Annotated in this window: 16 protein-coding genes; 11 read left to right on the forward strand and 5 right to left on the reverse strand. The window is 71.1% G+C overall.

What is annotated here, in order from left to right; translation table 11 throughout:
- Positions 1-13: 13 nt before the first annotated feature.
- From ACIBI4_RS21050 to ACIBI4_RS21060, 3 genes are all read right to left on the reverse strand, one after another.
- Positions 14-2,983: a Z1 domain-containing protein gene (locus ACIBI4_RS21050; RefSeq protein WP_399205471.1), complete on the reverse strand. Its 2,970-nt coding sequence runs from the start codon at positions 2,981-2,983 to the stop codon at positions 14-16.
- Positions 2,983-4,527, reverse strand: coding sequence for an ATP-binding protein (locus ACIBI4_RS21055; protein ID WP_399205472.1), 1,545 nt, complete (start codon positions 4,525-4,527; stop codon positions 2,983-2,985). Before ACIBI4_RS21055 ends, ACIBI4_RS21050 begins: the two co-directional genes overlap by 1 nt.
- Before the next feature lie 224 nt (positions 4,528-4,751).
- The gene (locus ACIBI4_RS21060) at positions 4,752-5,768 is read right to left on the reverse strand and encodes a hypothetical protein (RefSeq protein ID WP_399205473.1); all 1,017 of its coding nucleotides are present in this window, start codon (positions 5,766-5,768) and stop codon (positions 4,752-4,754) included.
- A 144-nt stretch (positions 5,769-5,912) separates the two neighbouring features.
- Between ACIBI4_RS21060 and ACIBI4_RS21065 the strand changes: the two genes are divergently transcribed.
- From ACIBI4_RS21065 to ACIBI4_RS21090, 6 genes are all read left to right on the forward strand, one after another.
- Positions 5,913-6,776 (forward strand): class E sortase, encoded by an 864-nt coding sequence (locus tag ACIBI4_RS21065; RefSeq protein ID WP_399205474.1) that lies wholly within the window; start codon positions 5,913-5,915, stop codon positions 6,774-6,776.
- A gap of 51 nt (positions 6,777-6,827) precedes the next feature.
- Positions 6,828-7,028, forward strand: coding sequence for a DUF3311 domain-containing protein (locus ACIBI4_RS21070; RefSeq protein WP_399205475.1), 201 nt, complete (start codon positions 6,828-6,830; stop codon positions 7,026-7,028).
- On the forward strand, positions 7,025-8,527 hold the full coding sequence (locus ACIBI4_RS21075; protein ID WP_399205476.1) for a sodium:solute symporter: 1,503 nt from the start codon (positions 7,025-7,027) through the stop codon (positions 8,525-8,527). The genes ACIBI4_RS21070 and ACIBI4_RS21075 overlap by 4 nt, the downstream gene beginning before the upstream one ends.
- Positions 8,528-8,590: 63 nt before the next feature.
- The gene (locus ACIBI4_RS21080) at positions 8,591-8,899 is read left to right on the forward strand and encodes a DUF6412 domain-containing protein (RefSeq protein ID WP_399205477.1); all 309 of its coding nucleotides are present in this window, start codon (positions 8,591-8,593) and stop codon (positions 8,897-8,899) included.
- 134 nt (positions 8,900-9,033) lie between these two features.
- The gene (locus ACIBI4_RS21085; protein WP_399205478.1) at positions 9,034-9,780 is read left to right on the forward strand and encodes a YidC/Oxa1 family membrane protein insertase; all 747 of its coding nucleotides are present in this window, start codon (positions 9,034-9,036) and stop codon (positions 9,778-9,780) included.
- A gap of 157 nt (positions 9,781-9,937) precedes the next feature.
- A complete protein-coding gene (locus ACIBI4_RS21090; protein ID WP_399205479.1) occupies positions 9,938-10,789 on the forward strand; it encodes a fumarylacetoacetate hydrolase family protein in 852 nt (283 codons plus the stop codon).
- 63 nt (positions 10,790-10,852) lie between these two features.
- Here the strand turns inward: ACIBI4_RS21090 and ACIBI4_RS21095 are convergent, their stop codons facing one another.
- Both ACIBI4_RS21095 and ACIBI4_RS21100 read right to left on the reverse strand, forming a co-directional pair.
- A complete protein-coding gene (locus tag ACIBI4_RS21095) occupies positions 10,853-11,317 on the reverse strand; it encodes a heme-degrading domain-containing protein (protein WP_399205481.1) in 465 nt (154 codons plus the stop codon).
- Positions 11,314-12,396, reverse strand: coding sequence for a Gfo/Idh/MocA family oxidoreductase (locus tag ACIBI4_RS21100; RefSeq protein ID WP_399205482.1), 1,083 nt, complete (start codon positions 12,394-12,396; stop codon positions 11,314-11,316). Before ACIBI4_RS21100 ends, ACIBI4_RS21095 begins: the two co-directional genes overlap by 4 nt.
- A 55-nt stretch (positions 12,397-12,451) precedes the next feature.
- On the opposite strand from ACIBI4_RS21100, the gene ACIBI4_RS21105 reads away from it, so the two are divergent.
- The 5 genes from ACIBI4_RS21105 to ACIBI4_RS21125 all read left to right on the forward strand — a co-directional run bounded on the left by ACIBI4_RS21105 (position 12,452) and on the right by ACIBI4_RS21125 (position 17,364).
- Positions 12,452-13,591 (forward strand): ROK family protein, encoded by a 1,140-nt coding sequence (locus tag ACIBI4_RS21105; RefSeq protein WP_399205483.1) that lies wholly within the window; start codon positions 12,452-12,454, stop codon positions 13,589-13,591.
- Between the two features lie 113 nt (positions 13,592-13,704).
- Positions 13,705-14,463, forward strand: coding sequence for a hypothetical protein (locus ACIBI4_RS21110; protein ID WP_399205484.1), 759 nt, complete (start codon positions 13,705-13,707; stop codon positions 14,461-14,463).
- A 162-nt stretch (positions 14,464-14,625) separates the two neighbouring features.
- The gene (locus ACIBI4_RS21115; RefSeq protein WP_399205485.1) at positions 14,626-15,396 is read left to right on the forward strand and encodes a GntR family transcriptional regulator; all 771 of its coding nucleotides are present in this window, start codon (positions 14,626-14,628) and stop codon (positions 15,394-15,396) included.
- Positions 15,397-15,532: 136 nt separating this feature from the next.
- The gene (locus ACIBI4_RS21120; protein ID WP_399205486.1) at positions 15,533-16,654 is read left to right on the forward strand and encodes a TIGR03364 family FAD-dependent oxidoreductase; all 1,122 of its coding nucleotides are present in this window, start codon (positions 15,533-15,535) and stop codon (positions 16,652-16,654) included.
- Between the two features lie 5 nt (positions 16,655-16,659).
- Entirely contained in the window at positions 16,660-17,364 is a 705-nt protein-coding gene (locus ACIBI4_RS21125) for a phosphonatase-like hydrolase (protein WP_399205487.1), read from the forward strand.
- Positions 17,365-17,382 lie beyond the last annotated feature (18 nt).

A 17,382-nucleotide genomic window follows, 5' to 3' on the forward strand; every position in this document is an offset into this window, starting at 1 on the left:
CCTGTTCCCGAGCCTAGTTGTCGTGGCGATCCACGATCGCGTCGTCACTTCGCGACGTGTCCCGCGCGCGGAATCGCGGCACGCTGCTCGACACCCCTCCCGGCAACGTGGGCGTCACGAAGCCGAACGCCATGACCACGCGCCGCGGATCGATGGGGCCGCCGGCGGGGGCATCGGCCTCGTTCTCGATGACCGGGTACAGGACGAGTGCCCCGCGGCGCGGGCGTGCGAGGGATTCCACCAGGTTGTTGCCGGTGCCCTCCAGGCCCGCGATCCGCAGCGCGGCGGTGCGGTGCTTGGGCTCGCTGATGGCGCCGAACAGGTCGCCGCGGCGACGGGTACGGCTTGCGAGGCTGAGCCGGCGAGGGCCGACGACGGCCTCCTTGCGCCGGGCGGACTCCTGATGCGGCACCACGACCACCCAGTCGTCGATCCCGGACGGCGCGTCCGCGTCGCCGAGGAGCGCCCGCAGATGCGGGGAGAACTGCTCGGGCTCGACCCAGCGCAACTCGGTGAACACCTTGATCAGTTCGTCGTGCGGGACAGTGGCGAGCAGGGCCGAGTGGCTGTCGCTTCGCTTGCCCATACGGCATGCGATGGTCTCGGGTGTCTCGCCGAGTGCCTCCAGGACCGGCGTCCACACGTCGAGGTTGTACGCGAGATCCTCGGGCTTCTTCGGATATGCGGTCGGCTCCACCCAGAGGCCGGGTGAACGCAGCTCCTCCAGAACGGCGTTGAACATCTTGTTCCGCGCGGACGGACGAATGTCCGGCAGATGCTGGGACACCAGGGGCGCGATCTGGGCGGGCGTCACCAGAGGACGGCCGTCGACCATCGTCTCGTAGTGCTGCAGTTGGGACCGGAAGGCCTCCTCGTCCCGACAGATCGCCTCGAACGCCTCATACAAGTCCAGCGTCTTGTTCTTCCCGGCCGGCTCCTCGCGCCCGATGTACAGCCGCACAAGATCCCGGTAGCCCTCACGGAATCCGAACCAACGGCCCATCTGCATCAGCGTGTCCGCCATCTGCGTCCTGCGCCGGTAGTACGTGACCGTCAGGCCCTCGACCGTGAAGCCGCGCGACAGCTTGGTGCCGCCCACGAGGATCTTCCAGACGTTCGGGGTGCGGTCGAAGTCCAGCTCCTCCTTGGCGTAGTCGCTGTCCTTGTCGCCGTTGACGACGATGACCGGGGACTCGCCCTTGTTGATCAGCTGGCGGGCCCGGTTGAGGTACGGGCGCAGCTCGTCGAAGGACGCGGGGGTCGGGAGACCCTCGGCTCGGGCCTCGCTGACCTGGGCGAAGTCCGCCTCGTACAACTTCCGCAGTCGGGCGACGCCTTCGGTGCTCACCGGCGCGGACGAGTGCCACATCGAGTCGATCCGGAGGGCCAGCTCGGTGTGCTCCTTCATCCGGACCGAGTTGTGCACGAGCATCGTGTGGTGCCGGAATCGCTTCTCGGACACGCCCCGGTCGACGCGGTACAGCTTCATGGCGCCCGAGATCAGGAAGGCGTCCAGGGCTTCCTGGAGACGGTCGTCCGCGGAGGAGTCGTACACCCCGCGGATGTGTGCCAGCTCCTGCGAGTTGGCGACCGTACGGTCCTCGAAGTCGACCGCGGGATCCAGATCGTGGAAGTCCTGGACTCCCATGTACCCCTCGGGGCGGCGCAGGGACAGCACGAAGTCGTTCGGGAACAGGTCGTCGCCGTCCCCCGGGTCGATGAAGACGTTGGCGAACGGGGTCGCCGTGTAGCCGACGTACTGGGCGCGCGGCAGCAGGCCCAGAAGCTGGGAGATCAGTCCGTTGATCGCCGTGCGCTGCGGGTCGCCGCCCTCCCACTTCTTGGGGTCGATCGTGTTGACGGAGGCCTGGTCGGACTCGTCGTCGATGATGAGTGCCGGTATCTCGGAGAGCAGTCCCTGGCCCTGGATCTGCTTGAGGTCCTTCACCAGCTTGGTGAGGACGGCCTTGTTCTTCTTGACCACGAGGATGCGGGCCGCCGCGCGGTGCAGGTTGTCCGGGTGGTGCAGCCCCTTGCTGCGGTCCTGCTTCTCGAACTCCAGGGCGCGGATGCCTCGTTGGAGGCCGACGTAGTCCTGGTCGCGGGTGGTCAGGCGGTCGATGTCCGGCCTGCCCTGCTGGGAGGGGCGGTGGCCGAAGGAGACGAACTCGTCCCACTCGTCGTCGTCGCCGACGTAGTCGATGCCGACCAGGGTGTCGGGGTCGTTCGGGTCGGCTCCGCCGAGGATGTTCTCCTGGCCGACCAGCTCCTTGTCCAGGCGCCGCTGGGTCTGGGCGCGCAGCAGGTTCAGGGTGCCGCCGAGGACGATGATGAGGCGGTAGCCGGCGTCGATCGCCTTGGCCGTGACGCCGGTGAAGTTCGCCGTCTTGCCGGACTGCACGTAACCGACCACCAGGCCCTTGGTGGCCTTCGCCTCGGCCTGTTCCGGGTCGGCCAGTCGCTCGACCACCTTGCGCGTCGCCTCGTCCAGGTGCTCGACGGCGGCCGCCGACAGGCCCTTGCTCGCGAGCAGTTCGCGGTACTTGGGCCAGTAGAAGGCGTGCCGCGCCGCGCGTTCCGGGGTGTACCAGGGCGTGAACTCACGCGTGATGACCACGGAGCCCGGCTCCTTGTGGACCGGCGCCACGGTGTCGAGCACCCTCCGCAGCTCGTCGTCCAGCTCCAGGCGGTCGTAGACCAGGTGACGGCGCTCGTCGGTGCGGGCCGGGGTGTCCTGCCCCCAGCGCGGCGCGTCCATGAAGTCCCATGCCGTCAGCGCCTGCTTCCAACGGTCGATCAGCGCGGTGTCGCCGTCGGCGAGCAGCGCACGGAACGTCCGCGGACCACAGTCCACCTCGGGGTGGTCCTCCGCCGCGATGTCGGCGGCGGATTCGAAGAACGCGCGCGGGCGGCGCGTCATGCCGTCGAGGACCTCGGAGTGGATATCCAGAAGTATCGCGGGGAGCTGGTCGGGGGAGGTCATCAGGCGGTCTCCTGGCCGTCGAGGAAACGCTCCCGCTGGCTGAGCACCGCGCTGAGCATGATCGTGTTCCAGTAGTCGATGCGGTCCTGCCGCGTCCGCTCCCAGCGGCCGAGCGCGAAGCAGTCCTCCAGCAGGAGGTAGAGCATCGTCTTGGCGACGGGGGCGTCGTTGAGGCCGCCGCGGCGGCCCGCGTTGAAGGCGTCGCGGTAGCTCTTGTTGAGCAGGATCGCGTGGTTCTCGCGGTCGAGGTCGAAGAAGCGGTCGTCCGGCAGCTGCACCCAGCTGAAGGTGACCGGGTCCTCGCCGCACCGCTCCGGCAGTTCCTGGCGGACCACGCGGCGGATCTTCGGATCCAGCCCCTTGCCGGGGTAGATCACTTCCTTGCGCTTGATCTCCGCCCGCGAGGCGCCGTCGCGGTACGCGGCCTCCGCGGCGTCGAGATAGGCGCGGAACGTGGTCCCGTCCTTGTCCACGGCCTTCTCGATGCCACGGGCGAAGGCGGGCGTCGCGGTGATCGTCTCTTTCTTCACGTCGAGGCTGAAGACACCGCCCGAGTCGTCCGGCAGGTCGACGATCACGCGCGCGAGGTTGAGGTGGTTCTCCGCCGTGCGGTGGCCGTTCCAGCCACCGGCCTGGACGAGGCGGTCGTGCCGGTAGAAGTAGAAGCCCTGACGGTCCGCGGGGGAGCCGATCTCCTTGTAGCCGGGCAGTTTGGACTTCGCCGGCCAGATGTGCGCCTGCAGGCGGAGCCCGCCGATGCCTTCGACCGGGGCCACGAGGTCCACCGGGAAGCCCCGGCGGCCGGGCACCTTGTAGCCGAACGGGTCGATCGCCTCGACCCCGATGTGCTCCAGCTCCTCGCGCGTGTGGACGTGCTCCACGACGATGTCGATGTGCACGCCCCGGCTCAGGAAGCGGTGCAGGTAGAGCCCGAGATGGGCGTCGAGCCGGCTGATCGCCTGCGACAGGTACCGCTCGGTGGACCCCTTCTCCACGGTCTCGAACGTGGCCACCTGGTCCCAGCGGACGATGGTGCCCTGCCACTCGATCAGGCCGTCGTAGCGGTCGACCAGCGACTGTGCATAGTCGCTGTCGACGGTGTCGCAGCGGAAGCCGTCCTCGAGACCGGCGACCGTCAGACGACGGCCCGCGGCCCGGCTCCTTCGCGTGCGGCTGATGACGCTCAGCGAGCGTGCGTGCGTCAGGGACGCGGCCTTCAACCCCGTGCCGTACATGCCGAGCGAGTCGGAGCCGTACGCGCGACGCCGGCCCACGGTCATGGCGGCGTCCAGATCCTCGTCCGACATGCCTCGGCCGTTGTCGACGATCAGCAGGCTCGTCACCCGCTCGTCGTCGCGCAGGAAGTGCACGACGATCTTGGTTGCGTCGGCGTCGATCGAGTTGTCGATGAGGTCGGCGATCGCGACCTCGAATCCGTAGCCCTGGTTCGTGAGGGCCTTGCCGTAGCCGGGATCGGGCGGGAGGTGCTTGCTGCCGGAGGTGGGAACGTCGTACTGCCAACCGGCGCCGGCTATCTCGGGCATGCGGATCGGGTCTTCCTCATACGTGGGTGACGGGCCTGCGTGTGGGGGCGATCACTCCCCTTGGGGCGCTGTCCGGCATCGACGTACTGTGCACCGGTGAGGACGCACGGTGAGGTCGACAGCGGAGGCCGCGGTCTCCGACGGGGTTGAAGTGACCAGGATAAGGGGGATGTGGTGAATCTGTGGACGTAGGCCTGAAAGTGGGGACTTGGGCCCTGCGGGAGTCAGCCGGTGGCCGGACTTCCGTGGCACTCGCCATACGGATTCCCCGACCCACACCAACACCCACCCCGAGGCGGCCACCCCACCGCCCGCCCCCGCGCAGCCAACGTCGTCGCGTACTGCGGCAACAGGGACGCGTCGGACGGGGACGTGCCCTCCGACGCCGCGAAGGCCTCGTAGGACGGGACCGTTGCCGTGACGATGCCCAGGTTGGCCGTGCCTGAGGCGGAGAGTTCGCGGAGGGCCGACTCTATGGTCGAGAGGTGGGCCTCGTGGGAGGGGTATTCCGAGGTCAACGAGGGGTACGCGGCGAGGAGTTCGGTGAGTTCCGTCGAAGGCCAGTGGAGGACCGCGACCGGGAACGGGCGGGAGAGCGCCGCCCTGTACGTGCCCAGTTCCGCGCGGAGGCGGGCGATCTCCGCCGAGAGTTCCGCCGGGTCCGAGGAGCCGAGGGACCACAGGCGCTTCGGGTCGTGGAGTTCGTCCAGGGAGATCGGGGACGTGGGGGAGTGGGCGTCGTCCGCCAGGACGTCCCAGACGTCGTGCGGGAGCGCGAGGAGGCGGCGTACGCGGTGGCGGCCGAGGAGCAACGGGCGGCAGTCGTACGGGACGTCCTCGCCCTGCGTCACGAGGAGCTCGACGCCCTGGGTGAACACCTCGTGGGCCGCGGTCAGTTCGTCGTGGGATTCGAGGGATTCGGCCGCGATGACCCAGGCCGCCGGGGAGCGCGGGGCGGTCGCGCGGAGGCCGTCGATGATCGCGCGGGCCTCGGCCTCGTGGCCGTACTCCCACAGGTTCGCGGCCTTCAGGGCGCGGACCAGGGCCGGGTCGTCGACCGTGCCGGCGAGGAGCCGGTCGTAGAGGGTGGTGGCCTGAGGGCGGTCGCCGGCCAGCTCCAGGTGGGCGGCGGCGTGCAGCAGCAGCTGCTCGGCGTCCTCGGGGTACTGCGCCGCGGTGCGCAGCAGACGCTCGGCTTCGGCGGTGTGATCCGTGGGATCGGCAGGCGTGTCGGGGCGCATGAGGTTCACCGTACTGCTCGGGCGCGATGTTTAGGCAGGATCCCCGGGCCGCGGATCACCGGCCGCGGGACGGGCGCCCCGCACCACCCTGGAGACTTGCACCCGCGCGACCTACCCTGCCCCCCTCCGAGGAGGGGAGTGGCGGTGCGGGTACGGAGTCGGGAGCGGATTCCGGTGGTCGTGCAGGGCGGCCGGGGCAGGCGGCAGCCCGCGCAGGCCGCGTGGCGGCGCAGGCCGTGGGTGCGGGGGCTGTGGACCGGGGCGGAGATCACAGTGACCGTCGGGGTCGTGCTGCTGCTGCTCGTCGTGCACCAGTTGTGGTGGACCAACCGGCAGGCCAGGGAAGGCGCCGAGCGCAAGGTCGAGGCGCTGGAGCAGCAGTGGGAGCGGGAGGCGGACGGGGCGGCGGAAGCGGGCGCCGCGCTGGACGGGGACGGGGATGGGGATGCGGACGAGCAGGCTGTCGCGCCCGATCCCGGTGAGCTCGCCGACGCCCCCGGGGGCAACGGGGGCAACGCACAGCAACCCACGGGCGGGAAGCCGCAGAGGCCCGACTACGAGCAGGCGTACGCGGTCCTGTCCATCCCGAGGCTCGGCGTCCGCGTGCCCGTCGCGCAAGGGGTCAGCAAGCAGGGCGTGCTGAACAAGGGGTACGTGGGGCACTACCCGGGGAGCGCGCAGCCGGGTGCCGCCGGGAACTTCGCGCTCGCCGGGCACCGCAACACGCATGGTGAGCCGTTCCGCTACATCAACCGGCTGGCCAAGGGGGACCGCCTCGTCGTCGACACGCGCAGTGCCACGTTCACGTACACCGTCGACCGCGGGCTGCCGCAGACCTCCGCGCGTGACAGCGGTGTCATCGCGAAGGTGCCGCGCAGCATCGTGAAGCCGAAGTACGGCTACAGCGACCCGGGCCTCTACATCACGCTCACCACCTGTACCCCGGAGTTCACCTCCAAGTACCGCCTCATCGTCTGGGGCAAGCTCACCGACGTGAAGCAGCGGTAGCAGGGGCAGCCCGCGCCGTCCTGCGGTCACGCACCGCCTAGGCTCTCCCGCGTGATCGTCCGTCGCCATCTCCTGTGGCTGCTCGTCCCGTTCGTCCTGTACGTGGCCGCCCTGCCGTTCGCCAACCGCGTCGAGCCCGTCGTGCTCGGGCTGCCGTTCCTGTGGGTCTGGCTGCTCGCGGCCACCGCGCTCACTCCCGTCTGCGTCTGGCTCACCTGGCGCGGTGACCGTAAGCGGAGGGCGGGCCGGTGAACGCCACGATCGCCACCACCGTCTTCGCCGTCTTCATGGTCGCCACCGTCGCGCTCGGCCTGCTCGCCGTGCGGGGGCGCGGCGGACAGGGCGGGCTCGCCGAGTGGTCGGTGGGCGGGCGGAGCCTCGGGGTCGTGTTCATCTGGGTGCTGATGGCGGGGGAGGGGTACACCAGCTTCAGCTATCTGGGGGCGGCCGGCTGGGGGTACAACTACGGCGCCCCGGTGCTGTACGTCGTTGCCTATATGTCGTGCGGGTACGTCGTCGGCTATGTCGTCGGGCCGATGCTCTGGTCGTACGCGCGCGACCACGGGCTCGTCGGGATCACCGACATGATCAGCCACCGGTACGGGAAGCCCTGGCTCGGCGCCGCGGTCGCGGTGCTCGCGACCGTCTTCCTGCTGCCGTACATCCAGCTGCAGATCACCGGCATGGGCGTGGTCGTCTCGACGATCTCGTACGGGACGATCAGCCTGAACTGGGCGTACTTCCTGGCCTTCGCGATCACCACGGGCTTCGTGGTGGTGAGCGGGCTGCGCGGGAGCGCCTGGGTGTCGGTGCTCAAGGACGTGCTGGTCATCGGCACGCTCGCGTTCCTCGCGATCTACGTCCCGCTGCACTACTTCGACGGATACGGGGCCTTCCTGGACCGCCTCGTCGACGAGAAGCGCGCGTGGCTGACGCTGCCCGGGAACGGGGGCGAGGAGAGCGGGCTCGGGCTCGCCTGGTTCGCCTCGACCACCCTGCTCAACGCGTTCACCGTGGTGATCTTCCCGACCACCGTCGCCGGATACCTCGGCGCACGCGATGCGGACACCCTGCGCCGCAACGCGATCCTGCTGCCCGCGTACAACATCCTGCTCTTCGTGCCGATGCTGCTCGGCATGGCGGCACTGTTCGTCGTGCCCGGACTGACCGGCGCGGACTCGAACCTGGCGCTCTTCGAGCTGGTCGTGGACTCCCTGCCCGCGTGGGCGGTCGGGGTGATCGGCGTCGCGGCCGCGCTCTCGTCGATCGTGCCGATGGCGGTCTTCATGCTGGTGATCGGGACGATGTGGGGGCGGAGTGTGCTCAGTCACATCCCACGGCTGCACAGCCAGGAGCGGCAGAAGAACGCCTCGCAGGCCGTGGTCGTGCTCGCGGGCACACTCGCGCTGATCATGACCTACGCCGCCCCGAACACTCTCGTCCGCCTCTCGCTCATCTCGTACGAGGGGATGGCGCAGCTGCTTCCGATGCTGCTGCTCGGCCTGGTGTGGCGGCGGCTCACGACCGTTGCGGCGGTCAGCGGGCTCGCGGTCGGGGTGGCGATCGTGTGCGGTCTCGTGTTCACCGGGAACGATCCGGTGTGGGGGATCAACGCCGGTCTCGTGGCGCTCGCCGCGAACCTCGCGGTGGCGCTGGCGGTCACGTACGCGGGGCCGGGGGAGCGTGACGCGCGGCCCGATGGTGAAGTCCTGGCGCAAGAGCCTCTCGTGGACGAGCGCGTCGGCACGTAGGATTCGGGGACAGCCGGTGATCAGGTGCGGCTGGGTGACACGAGAGCGGGAGAGGAGGCGGCCGTGAGCAACTGGTTCAAGGATCTGCGCGTCAGCGGGCTGCTGCTTCTGCTCGTCACCCAGGTCCTGATCGCCGACGCGGGCCCGCTCTCCGCCGCCGTCGCGCTCGCCGCGACCGCCGCGGCCGGCACCGCGCTCGCCGTCTGCACCCTGATCGCCGCGCGCGGCGGCCCGGCCGTGCAGCCCGCCCGGGTGCGCACCGCGATCCGGGACCGCGAGCACCGCACGGCCTTCCTGCCCCAACGCGATCCGGATGCCGCGGGGCGCACCCGTCCGCGAGCACCGGGGCGGCTCGTCCCGACGGCCGCGTAGAGCCCCTTTCCCAGGCACTGACCTAGGGAGCGCCTTCGCGCGGTCCGTCACACCGAAATCCCGCCGGAATCTCTGAAGATTCCCGGCATTCCAGGCATTTCCGGTACGACGAGACTCCCCGAAGGAGCCCCACCGTGTCCTTTTTCAGTGGCTTCGCCGACGCGGTCGGCCAGTTCGCCGACGCCCTCGCCCCCGTCTTCCACGGCGCCTCCGTCGCGGCCGCCATCGTGCTCTTCACGATGGCCGTACGCGCCGCCGTCCACCCGCTGTCCCGGGCGGCGGCCCGCGGCCAGAAGGCGCGCACCAAGCTCGCGCCGCAACTCGCCGAGCTGCGCAAGAAGCACGGCAAGAACCCCGAGAAGCTGCAGCGCGCGACGCTCGAACTGCACAAGAAGGAAGGGATCTCGCCGCTCGCGGGCTGCCTCCCGAGCCTGCTGCAGCTGCCCGCTTTCTTCCTGATGTACCACTTGTTCTCCAGCAAGGAGCTCGGCGGCGAGGCCAACCCGCTGCTCGGCCACAGCCTCGGCGCCGCACCGCTCGGCGGCCGTTTCCATGACGCGCTCGGGGACGGCGGGCTGTTCGGCGGGGCGGGTCTCGTCTACCTCGCCCTGTTCGCCCTGGTCGCGGCCGTCGCCACGTTCAACTACCGGCGGACGAAGCAGCAGATGGCCGCCTCGTCGACGGCGGCCGCGGAGGCGGCGCCCGGCATGGGCGCGATGCTGAAGTTCATGCCGCTGATGTCGTTCCTGACCCTGTTCACGGTCGCGGTCGTCCCGCTCGCCGCCGCCCTCTACGTGGTGACGAGCACCACATGGAGCGCGGCCGAGCGCTACTTCCTCTACCGCGACGTGCAGCCGTCGCCGCTCGCGGCCGCCGTCTGAACGGGCCGGGGCGGTTATCGGAGGGCTCGGAGATGACGCCTGGTGACGGTCCAGTACGTGAACAGGGTATTGCGGGCTGGACCGTTATCTTGGAGGATCGGCCAATGCTCCGATGGCCGCTACCCATCGGCACCCTTCGACCACAGGAGAGTGAACGATGAAGCTGCTGCGAGTCGGAAACCCGGGAGCGGAACGCCCGGCGCTGCTCGATGAGGACGGCACCCTGCGCGATCTGTCGGGGCTCGTCGCCGACATCGACGGCGAGCTGCTCGCCGACCAGGCGCGGCTCGGCCGGATCCGCGAGGCGGCCGCGGCCCTTCCCGTGCTCGATGCCGAGGGCCTGCGTATCGGTGCGCCGCTCGCGCGCATCGGCAAGGTCGTCTGCATCGGCCTGAACTACCACGACCACGCGCGGGAGACCGGCGCGGAGATACCTGCCGAGCCGATCGTCTTCTTCAAGGCGGCGGACACGGTCGTCGGCCCGAACGACACGGTGCTCGTCCCGCGCAAGTCCGTGAAGACGGACTGGGAGGTCGAGCTCGCCATCGTCATCGGCCGCACCGCCCGCTACCTGGAGAGCGACGAGGAGGCCCTGGCGCACGTCGCCGGATACGCCGTCTCCAACGACGTCTCCGAGCGCGAGTTCCAGATCGAGCGCGGCGGCACCTGGGACAAGGGCAAGAACTGCGAGACGTTCAACCCGCTGGGCCCCTGGTTCGTCACCGCCGACGAGGTACCCGACCCGCAGGCCCTCTCCCTCAAGCTCTGGGTCAACGGCGAGCTCAAGCAGGACGGCACCACCGCCGAGCAGATCTTCCCGGTCGCCGAAGTGGTGCGCTACGTCAGCCAGTTCATGACCCTGTACCCGGGAGACATCATCAACACCGGTACGCCGGCGGGTGTGGCCATGGGTCAGCCCGAGCCGAAGCCGTATCTGCGGGCCGGTGACGTGGTGGAGCTGGAGATCGAGGGTCTCGGCCGCCAGCGCCAGGAACTCAAGGACGCGTAGTCGTCAGTACGCGGATGGGGCGCCCCTTGCGACAAGGGGCGCCCCATCCGCGTACGCACGCACTCAGCCCTTGAACCGCTCCAGCGCCTCCACGACCATCGCGTGGTCCTCCGCCTGCGGCAGGCCCGACACGACCACGCACCCGATCACCCCGGCGCCCCGCACCGCGACCGGGAACGCACCACCATGCGCGGCGTACGTGTCGGGGTCGAGCCGCGAGGACTCCTCGAAGGTCGTGCCCTTCGCCCGGTAGCGCGCGCCGACCAGGAACGAGGCGCAGCCGTAGCGCTCCACGACCCGGCGCTTGCGGTCGATCCACGCGTCGTTGTCCGGGGTCGAGCCCGGCAGCGCGGCGTGGAAGAGCTGCTGGCCGCCGCGGCGGATGTCGATCGCGACCGGAGCCTGCCGCTCGCGCGCCATCTTCACCAGCATCGAGCCCAGCTCCCACGCGTCGTCGTACGTGAAGTGGTCGAGCACCAGGCGCTCCTCCTGGGCCTCCAGCTCCTCGACGGTCACGGCGGCGCTCACAGCTGCACCGTCACACCGTCGTGGGCCGAGCGGCGGGCCGCCTCCAGGACGTCGAGGGCGTCCGCCGCCTGGTGGGCGGTGACCGGGTTGGGGGCGCCGTCGCGCACGGCGGCCGCGACCGCCGCGTAGTACGCCGGGTAGTCGCCCGGGACGCTGGGCTCGGGGCGGCCGCCGCCGGTCAGCGGGGACTCGCCGGAGCCGACCCGGCCCCACATCGACTCGGGCTCGGCGCCCCACGCACCCTCCGCCGACGGGCGCTTGCCCTCGCGGAGGTCGGCCTCCTGCGGGTCGAGGCCGTACTTGACGAAACCGGCGCGCGAGCCGAGCACACGGAAGCGCGGGCCGAGCTGGGCGGTGGTGGCGGAGACGTACAGGTGCGAGCGCACCCCGCTCGCGTGCGTGACCGCGATGAACGTGTCGTCGTCGGCCTGGGCGTCGGGGCGGCGGACATCGGCCTCCGCGTACACCTGGACCGCCGGGCCGAAGAGGGTGAGTGCCTGGTCGACGACATGGCTGCCGAGGTCGTAGAGCAGACCGCCGATCTCCTCCGGGTTGCCCGACTCGCGCCAGCCGCCCTTCAGCTGCGGGCGCCAGCGCTCGAAACGGGACTCGAAGCGCTGGATCTCGCCGAGCTCGCCGTCGGCGATCAGCTTCCGCAGCGTCAGGAAGTCGTTGTCCCAGCGGCGGTTCTGGAAGACGGAGAGGACCAGACCCCGCTCCTCGGCCAGGGCCGCGAGCTCACGGGCCTCGGCCGCCGTGCCGGCGATCGGCTTGTCGACGACCACCGGCAGACCGGCCTTGAGCGCGGCCGTGGCGAGGGGCACATGGGTCTTGTTCGGCGAGGCGATGACGATGAGGTCGAGCTCGTCGGCCCGCTCCCACAGCTCGTCCGGCGAGGCCGCGAAGCGCAGCCCGTCGCCGAACTCGGCGCGCGCCTGCGCCTGCCGCTCGGGGTTCGAGGTGACCACGGTGTCGAGCGTCAGGCCCTCGGTCGCCGCGATCAGCGGAGCATGGAATACGGAACCGGCGAGGCCGTAGCCGATGAGGCCGACCCTGAGCGTCGTGGTCGAGGAAGTCATACATCTACTTAAACAACGCTGTTGCCAAAGTGCAAGCCAAGGGCACAATGGGCCTGTGAACAGCACTAACGGGCCTGTGGGCAGCACCAACGCAGGCGTGAACCTGCCGGCCGTGCGCGGCCACAACGCCGCGCTCGTCCTCGACCTGCTGCGCTGCGCGGGCGAGGAGGGCATCAGCCGGCTGGAGATCGCCGAGCGCACGGGCCTCACCCCGCAGGCCGTCAGCAAGATCGTCGGACGGCTGCGGGACGAGGGCCTCGCCGCGGAGGCCGGGCGCCGCGCCTCCACCGGCGGCAAACCGCGCACCGTCCTGCGGCTCGCACCCGGCGCCGGACACGCGGTCGGCGTGCACCTCGACCGGGACGCGCTGGTCGCGGTCCTCATGGACCTCGCCGGCACGGTCGTCGCCGACCGCCGCGCCCCGCTCGACCTGGGCGCGGGCGCCGGACCGGTGCTCACGGCGGTCGCCCGCGAGGTCGAGGCGCTCACGGCCATACGCGGCCCGCTGCTCGGCGTCGGCGTCGGCCTGCCCGGGCCGCTCGACCACCGCAGCGGCGTGCTCCACCAGGTCACCGGGTTCCCCGAGTGGGACGGCTACCCGCTGCGCGACACGCTCGCCGAACGGCTCGCGGTCCCCGTCGTCGTCGACAAGGACACCAACGCGGCGGCCCTCGGCCTCGCCCTCGCCCGTCCGGCGGGCGGCGGCTCGTTCGCGTATCTCCATCTCGGTACGGGACTCGGCGCCGGACTCGTCCTGAGCGGCGCGCTCTACCGCGGGGACCGCACCGGCGCGGGCGAATTCGGCCACCAGGTCCTGCAGTTGGACGGCCCGCTCTGCTCCTGCGGCAACCGCGGCTGCATCGAGGCCCTCTGCCTCGCCGCCGTCGCCGCCGGCGACCTCGACGGCGCGGCGCGCGTCCTGGGCGAAGGCGCGGCGAACCTCGTCGGACTGCTCGACATCGACCTGGTGCTGCTCGGCGGCCGCACGGTCGAGAGCGCCGCCGGCACGTTCGTACGGGGCGTGGCCGAGGTGGTCCGTGACCGGGCGCGCTCGGTGGTCGAGGTGCCGGTGCGGGAGGCCGCGGGAGGCGGGCGGCTGGTCGCCGAAGGCGCCGCGCAGCTGGTGCTCGCGCCCCTGTTCGGGCGGGCGGACGTGGCCTTCCCGGTCCATCGCAAGGGGCGGGCACTGGGCTGAACGAGGGGCATCCGGCGGCCATTCGGCCCCCACGCGTCGTGGCGCCCACGGGAGGCCGCGGGCGCGTGGCAGGGTCACGCACGCTCGGTGTCCCCTGACCCGTAGAGGCCCTCATGCGACTGCGCCATGCCCTTGCCGCCGGCGTCACCGCCGCGGCGCTCGCCCCCGTGGTGATCGCAGGGCCGGTGGTCGCGGTACCGGTGCCGGCCGGCCCGGGGGAGGGTGCGGTCGCGGTCGACGGGCTGCAGCCGACGTGTTCCGTCGAGGACAGCGATGCCTTCCCGATCGCGTCGGCCATCGGGCCCGGGCCCACGACGTACTACGCGGGCGGCGGATTCCAGCGCTGGTCGCTCACTCTGGCCAACGCCTCCGACGCCACCTGCCGCGGTATTCATCCGCTGGTGATCCTTCTCGACCGTGACCGTGAACTGCTTTCCGCTCAGGCCGAGCTGGAGTTCCGTTCGCCCGACGGGGACTGGCATCCCGTTCCGTTCGAGCGGACCGACGCCGATGAGCAGGTCGGGGTGTTCGACGACGGGTTCGGCGGGTTCGCGCTCGGTGCGGGGGAGTCGCTGACCGTTCCCGTACGGCTGCGGTTCGCGGCCGACACCGTGCCCGACCGGGTCACGGCGACGGTCGCCGTCGTGCAGCGGCAAGGGGAGGACGGGGACTGGGTGGGGGAATCCGAGGACTACGTCTTCGATATCGCGACGGGTTCCGAGCGGGGCCGTGCGCCCTCGCCCGAGGAGCTCGCCAAGACCGGCCGGAGCCGTGACAGATCACTGCTCGGGCTCGGGGTCACCGCCGGCGCCTTCCTCCTCGGTGGCGGGGCCCTCGTGGTGGGGACTCGGCGTCGGTTCCTTCGGCGCTGAGCCAGCCGCCCTGCCGCGGGAACGGCACCCCTGCCCTTGTTCGGGCAGGGGTGCCGTTTCGGTTCGGGTGGGTGGGGGCTCCGCCCCCGGACCCCCGGATCCGAGCTTCGTTCGGATGGCCTCGAACGCCGGCCGGGCCGAATGGAAAGTTAGGGTCTCCAGGTGGACTACCCGAACGATCAGCACCCCGGCGCCCCTGTCCGAGCGGGCATTCCCGAGCATGGGCGGATTCCCAAGTACTACGCCGTGAAAGCGCGGATCTCGGGGCTGGTCGACGGACTGGCCGAAGGGCAACCGCTGCCCACCGAGCGGGACTTGGCCGAGCGGTACGAAGTCGCGCGGGAGACCGTGCGGCAGGCGCTGCGGGAGCTGGTGCTCGAAGGGCGGCTGCGGCGGGCCGGGCGGGGGACCGTGGCGGCGGGGCCCAAGCTGGAGCAGCCGCTGGCGCTGGCGAGCTATACGGAAGGGGTGCGGCGGCAGGGGCGTACCCCGGGGAGGACGCTGATCTCGCTCGACCGTTTTCCGTGCCCTGACGCGCTGGCCGCCGAACTGGGCGTGGAGCGCGGGGAGCCCGTGTGGCATCTGGAGCGGGTGCTGCTCGCCGACGACGAGCGGGTGGGGCTCGAGAGCACCTACGTCACGGTGGCCCGCGTGCCGCACCTGGACTCCGACTTCGACCCCGACTCGTCCTTCTACGCGTATCTGCACCAGGAACTGGGGATCGCGTTCGGCGCCGCCGAGGAGCGGATCGAGACGGTGCTCGCGACACCCCGCGAGGCGCTCCTCATCGGGACGCCGCCCGCGCTGCCGATGCTGCTCATCCACCGCAGCTCGCGCGATATTGACGGCCGGCGGCTCGAACGCGTCCGGACGCTGTACCGCGGCGACCGCTTCAGCTTCACCGCGCGGCTCGGCGAGCAGAACGGGGCGTAACCGCCTTGATCGGTACGAGAGTTCTGGTTCTTGGTCACGGATGGGTAACGGGTCTAGGCCAAGTTTGGGTGGTCGTTCACCGGCCCGTTGCCGTCAGGACCGCACCGGGTCATGCGTCCCCCGGACCGTAAGGGCCATGAGAGTCATCGTTGTAGGCGGCGGAGTCATCGGCACGATGCACGCCTGGCAGGCCGTCGAGCGCGGCCATGAAGTCGTCCAGCTCGAGCGGGAGGCGGAGGCGCGCGGCGCGTCCCTGCGGAACTTCGGTCTGGTGTGGGTGGGCGGGCGTGCCCAGGGCCCGGAGCTGGACGTCGCGCTGCGCGCCCGCGAGCTGTGGGAGGAGATAGGCGCCCGCGTGCCGAAGGTGGGCTTCCGTCCGAACGGATCGCTCACCCCTGTCCGTACCGCCGCCGAACTCGCCGTCGCGGAAGCCGCGGTGGCCCGGGAGGATGCGGCGTCGCGCGGCTTCAAGCTGCTCACCCCCGCCGAGGCGCGGGCGCTGAACCCGGCGCTGCGCGGCGAGTTCGAGGCCGCCCTGTACTGCGAGCGGGACGGAGCTGTCGAATCGCGCACCGCACAGCTCGCCCTGCGCGAGGCACTCGCCGCCACCGGCCGCTACACCTTCCTGCCCGGACGCGAAGTGCGCGACGTGGTCGGCGAGAACGCGGTGCGCGACGACCACGGAGACGTCCACCGCGGCGACCACGTCATCCTGGCGACCGGCGCCTGGCTGAGCGGACTCGTGCGCGAACTCGACCCCGAACTGCCCGTCCGCAAGGTCCGGTTGCAGATGATGCAGACCGACCCGCTGGACGAGCCGCTCACCACGTCGGTCGCCGACGCCGACAGCTTCCGCTACTACCCGGCGTACGCGGGCGAGGCCCTCGACGCGCTCAACTCCGGCCAGGCGCAGCCCGCCGTCGCCGCCGAGCACAGGATGCAGCTGCTCATGGTGCAGCGGCTCGACGGTTCGCTGACCATCGGCGACACCCACGAGTACGAGCACCCCTTCGCCTTCGACACCGTCGAGGACCCGTACGACCACCTCGTCCGGGTCGCCGAGCAGCTGCTCGGGCGGCCGCTGCCGAAGATCCGCCGGCGCTGGGCCGGCGTCTACGCGCAGACCCACGGCGCGGACCCGATCGTGCACCGCAAGCGACTGCGCGAGGGCGTCACCCTCGTCACCGGCCCCGGCGGACGCGGCATGACCTGTTCCCCGGCGATCGCCGAGACCACGGCCAACTCCCTCGGATGGTGAGACAGATGACAGACACTCAGCTCAAGCTCGTGGTGCTCGACATGGCCGGGACCACCGTCGCCGACGGCGGACTCGTCGAGCAGGCCTTCGGTGCGGCGGCCGAGCGGCTCGGCGTCGAGCCCGGCTCGGCGGACCACGCCGAGAAGCTGCAGTACGTACGGGACACCATGGGCGAGTCGAAGATCACGGTCTTCCGGGCCCTGTTCGGCGACGAGGAGAAGGCGCGGCGCGCCAACACCGCCTTCGAGGAGGCGTACGGGGAGCTCGTGGACGGCGGGCGGATCGCGCCGCTGCCCGGGGCCGAGGAGGCCATCCGGCGGCTGCGCGCGGAAGGCCGGACGGTCGTCCTGACCACCGGATTCGCCCGCACCACCCAGGACGCCATCCTCACCGCGCTCGGCTGGCACGACCTCGCCGACCTCACCCTGTGCCCGGCCGACGCGGGCCGCGGCCGGCCCTTCCCCGACATGGTGCTCGCCGCCCTGCTGCGCACCGGCGCGGTGGCGGACGTACGGCAGCTCGCCGTGGCCGGCGACACCGCGTACGACATGCTCAGCGGCGTCCGCGCCGGGGCCGGTCTGGTCGCCGGCGTGCTGACCGGGGCGCATGGCGAGGCCGCGCTGAAGGAAGCCGGTGCGACGCAGGTGCTGGCCTCGGTCGCCCTACTGCCGGATGCCATCGCGGAGTTCGAAGCCTCGACAGGGCGCTGACTTGACCGCCCGGCGCTG

Origin of the sequence: Streptomyces sp. NPDC050418 (genome assembly GCF_044458745.1) — a bacterium.
In the GTDB taxonomy this organism is placed as follows: Bacteria; Actinomycetota; Actinomycetes; order Streptomycetales; family Streptomycetaceae; genus Streptomyces.

Excerpts from the sequence above, each read along its gene's own strand:
- ACIBI4_RS21125 (WP_399205487.1), top strand. The coding sequence starts at position 16,660 with ATGACAGACACTCAGCTCAAGCTCGTGGTGCTCGACATGGCCGGGACC.
- ACIBI4_RS21090 (WP_399205479.1), top strand. The coding sequence starts at position 9,938 with ATGAAGCTGCTGCGAGTCGGAAACCCGGGAGCGGAACGCCCGGCGCTG.
- ACIBI4_RS21100 (WP_399205482.1), bottom strand. The coding sequence starts at position 12,396 with ATGACTTCCTCGACCACGACGCTCAGGGTCGGCCTCATCGGCTACGGC.
- ACIBI4_RS21055 (WP_399205472.1), bottom strand. The coding sequence starts at position 4,527 with ATGCCCGAGATAGCCGGCGCCGGTTGGCAGTACGACGTTCCCACCTCC.
- ACIBI4_RS21120 (WP_399205486.1), top strand. The coding sequence starts at position 15,533 with ATGAGAGTCATCGTTGTAGGCGGCGGAGTCATCGGCACGATGCACGCC.
- ACIBI4_RS21050 (WP_399205471.1), bottom strand. The coding sequence starts at position 2,983 with ATGACCTCCCCCGACCAGCTCCCCGCGATACTTCTGGATATCCACTCC.
- ACIBI4_RS21060 (WP_399205473.1), bottom strand. The coding sequence starts at position 5,768 with ATGCGCCCCGACACGCCTGCCGATCCCACGGATCACACCGCCGAAGCC.
- ACIBI4_RS21110 (WP_399205484.1), top strand. The coding sequence starts at position 13,705 with ATGCGACTGCGCCATGCCCTTGCCGCCGGCGTCACCGCCGCGGCGCTC.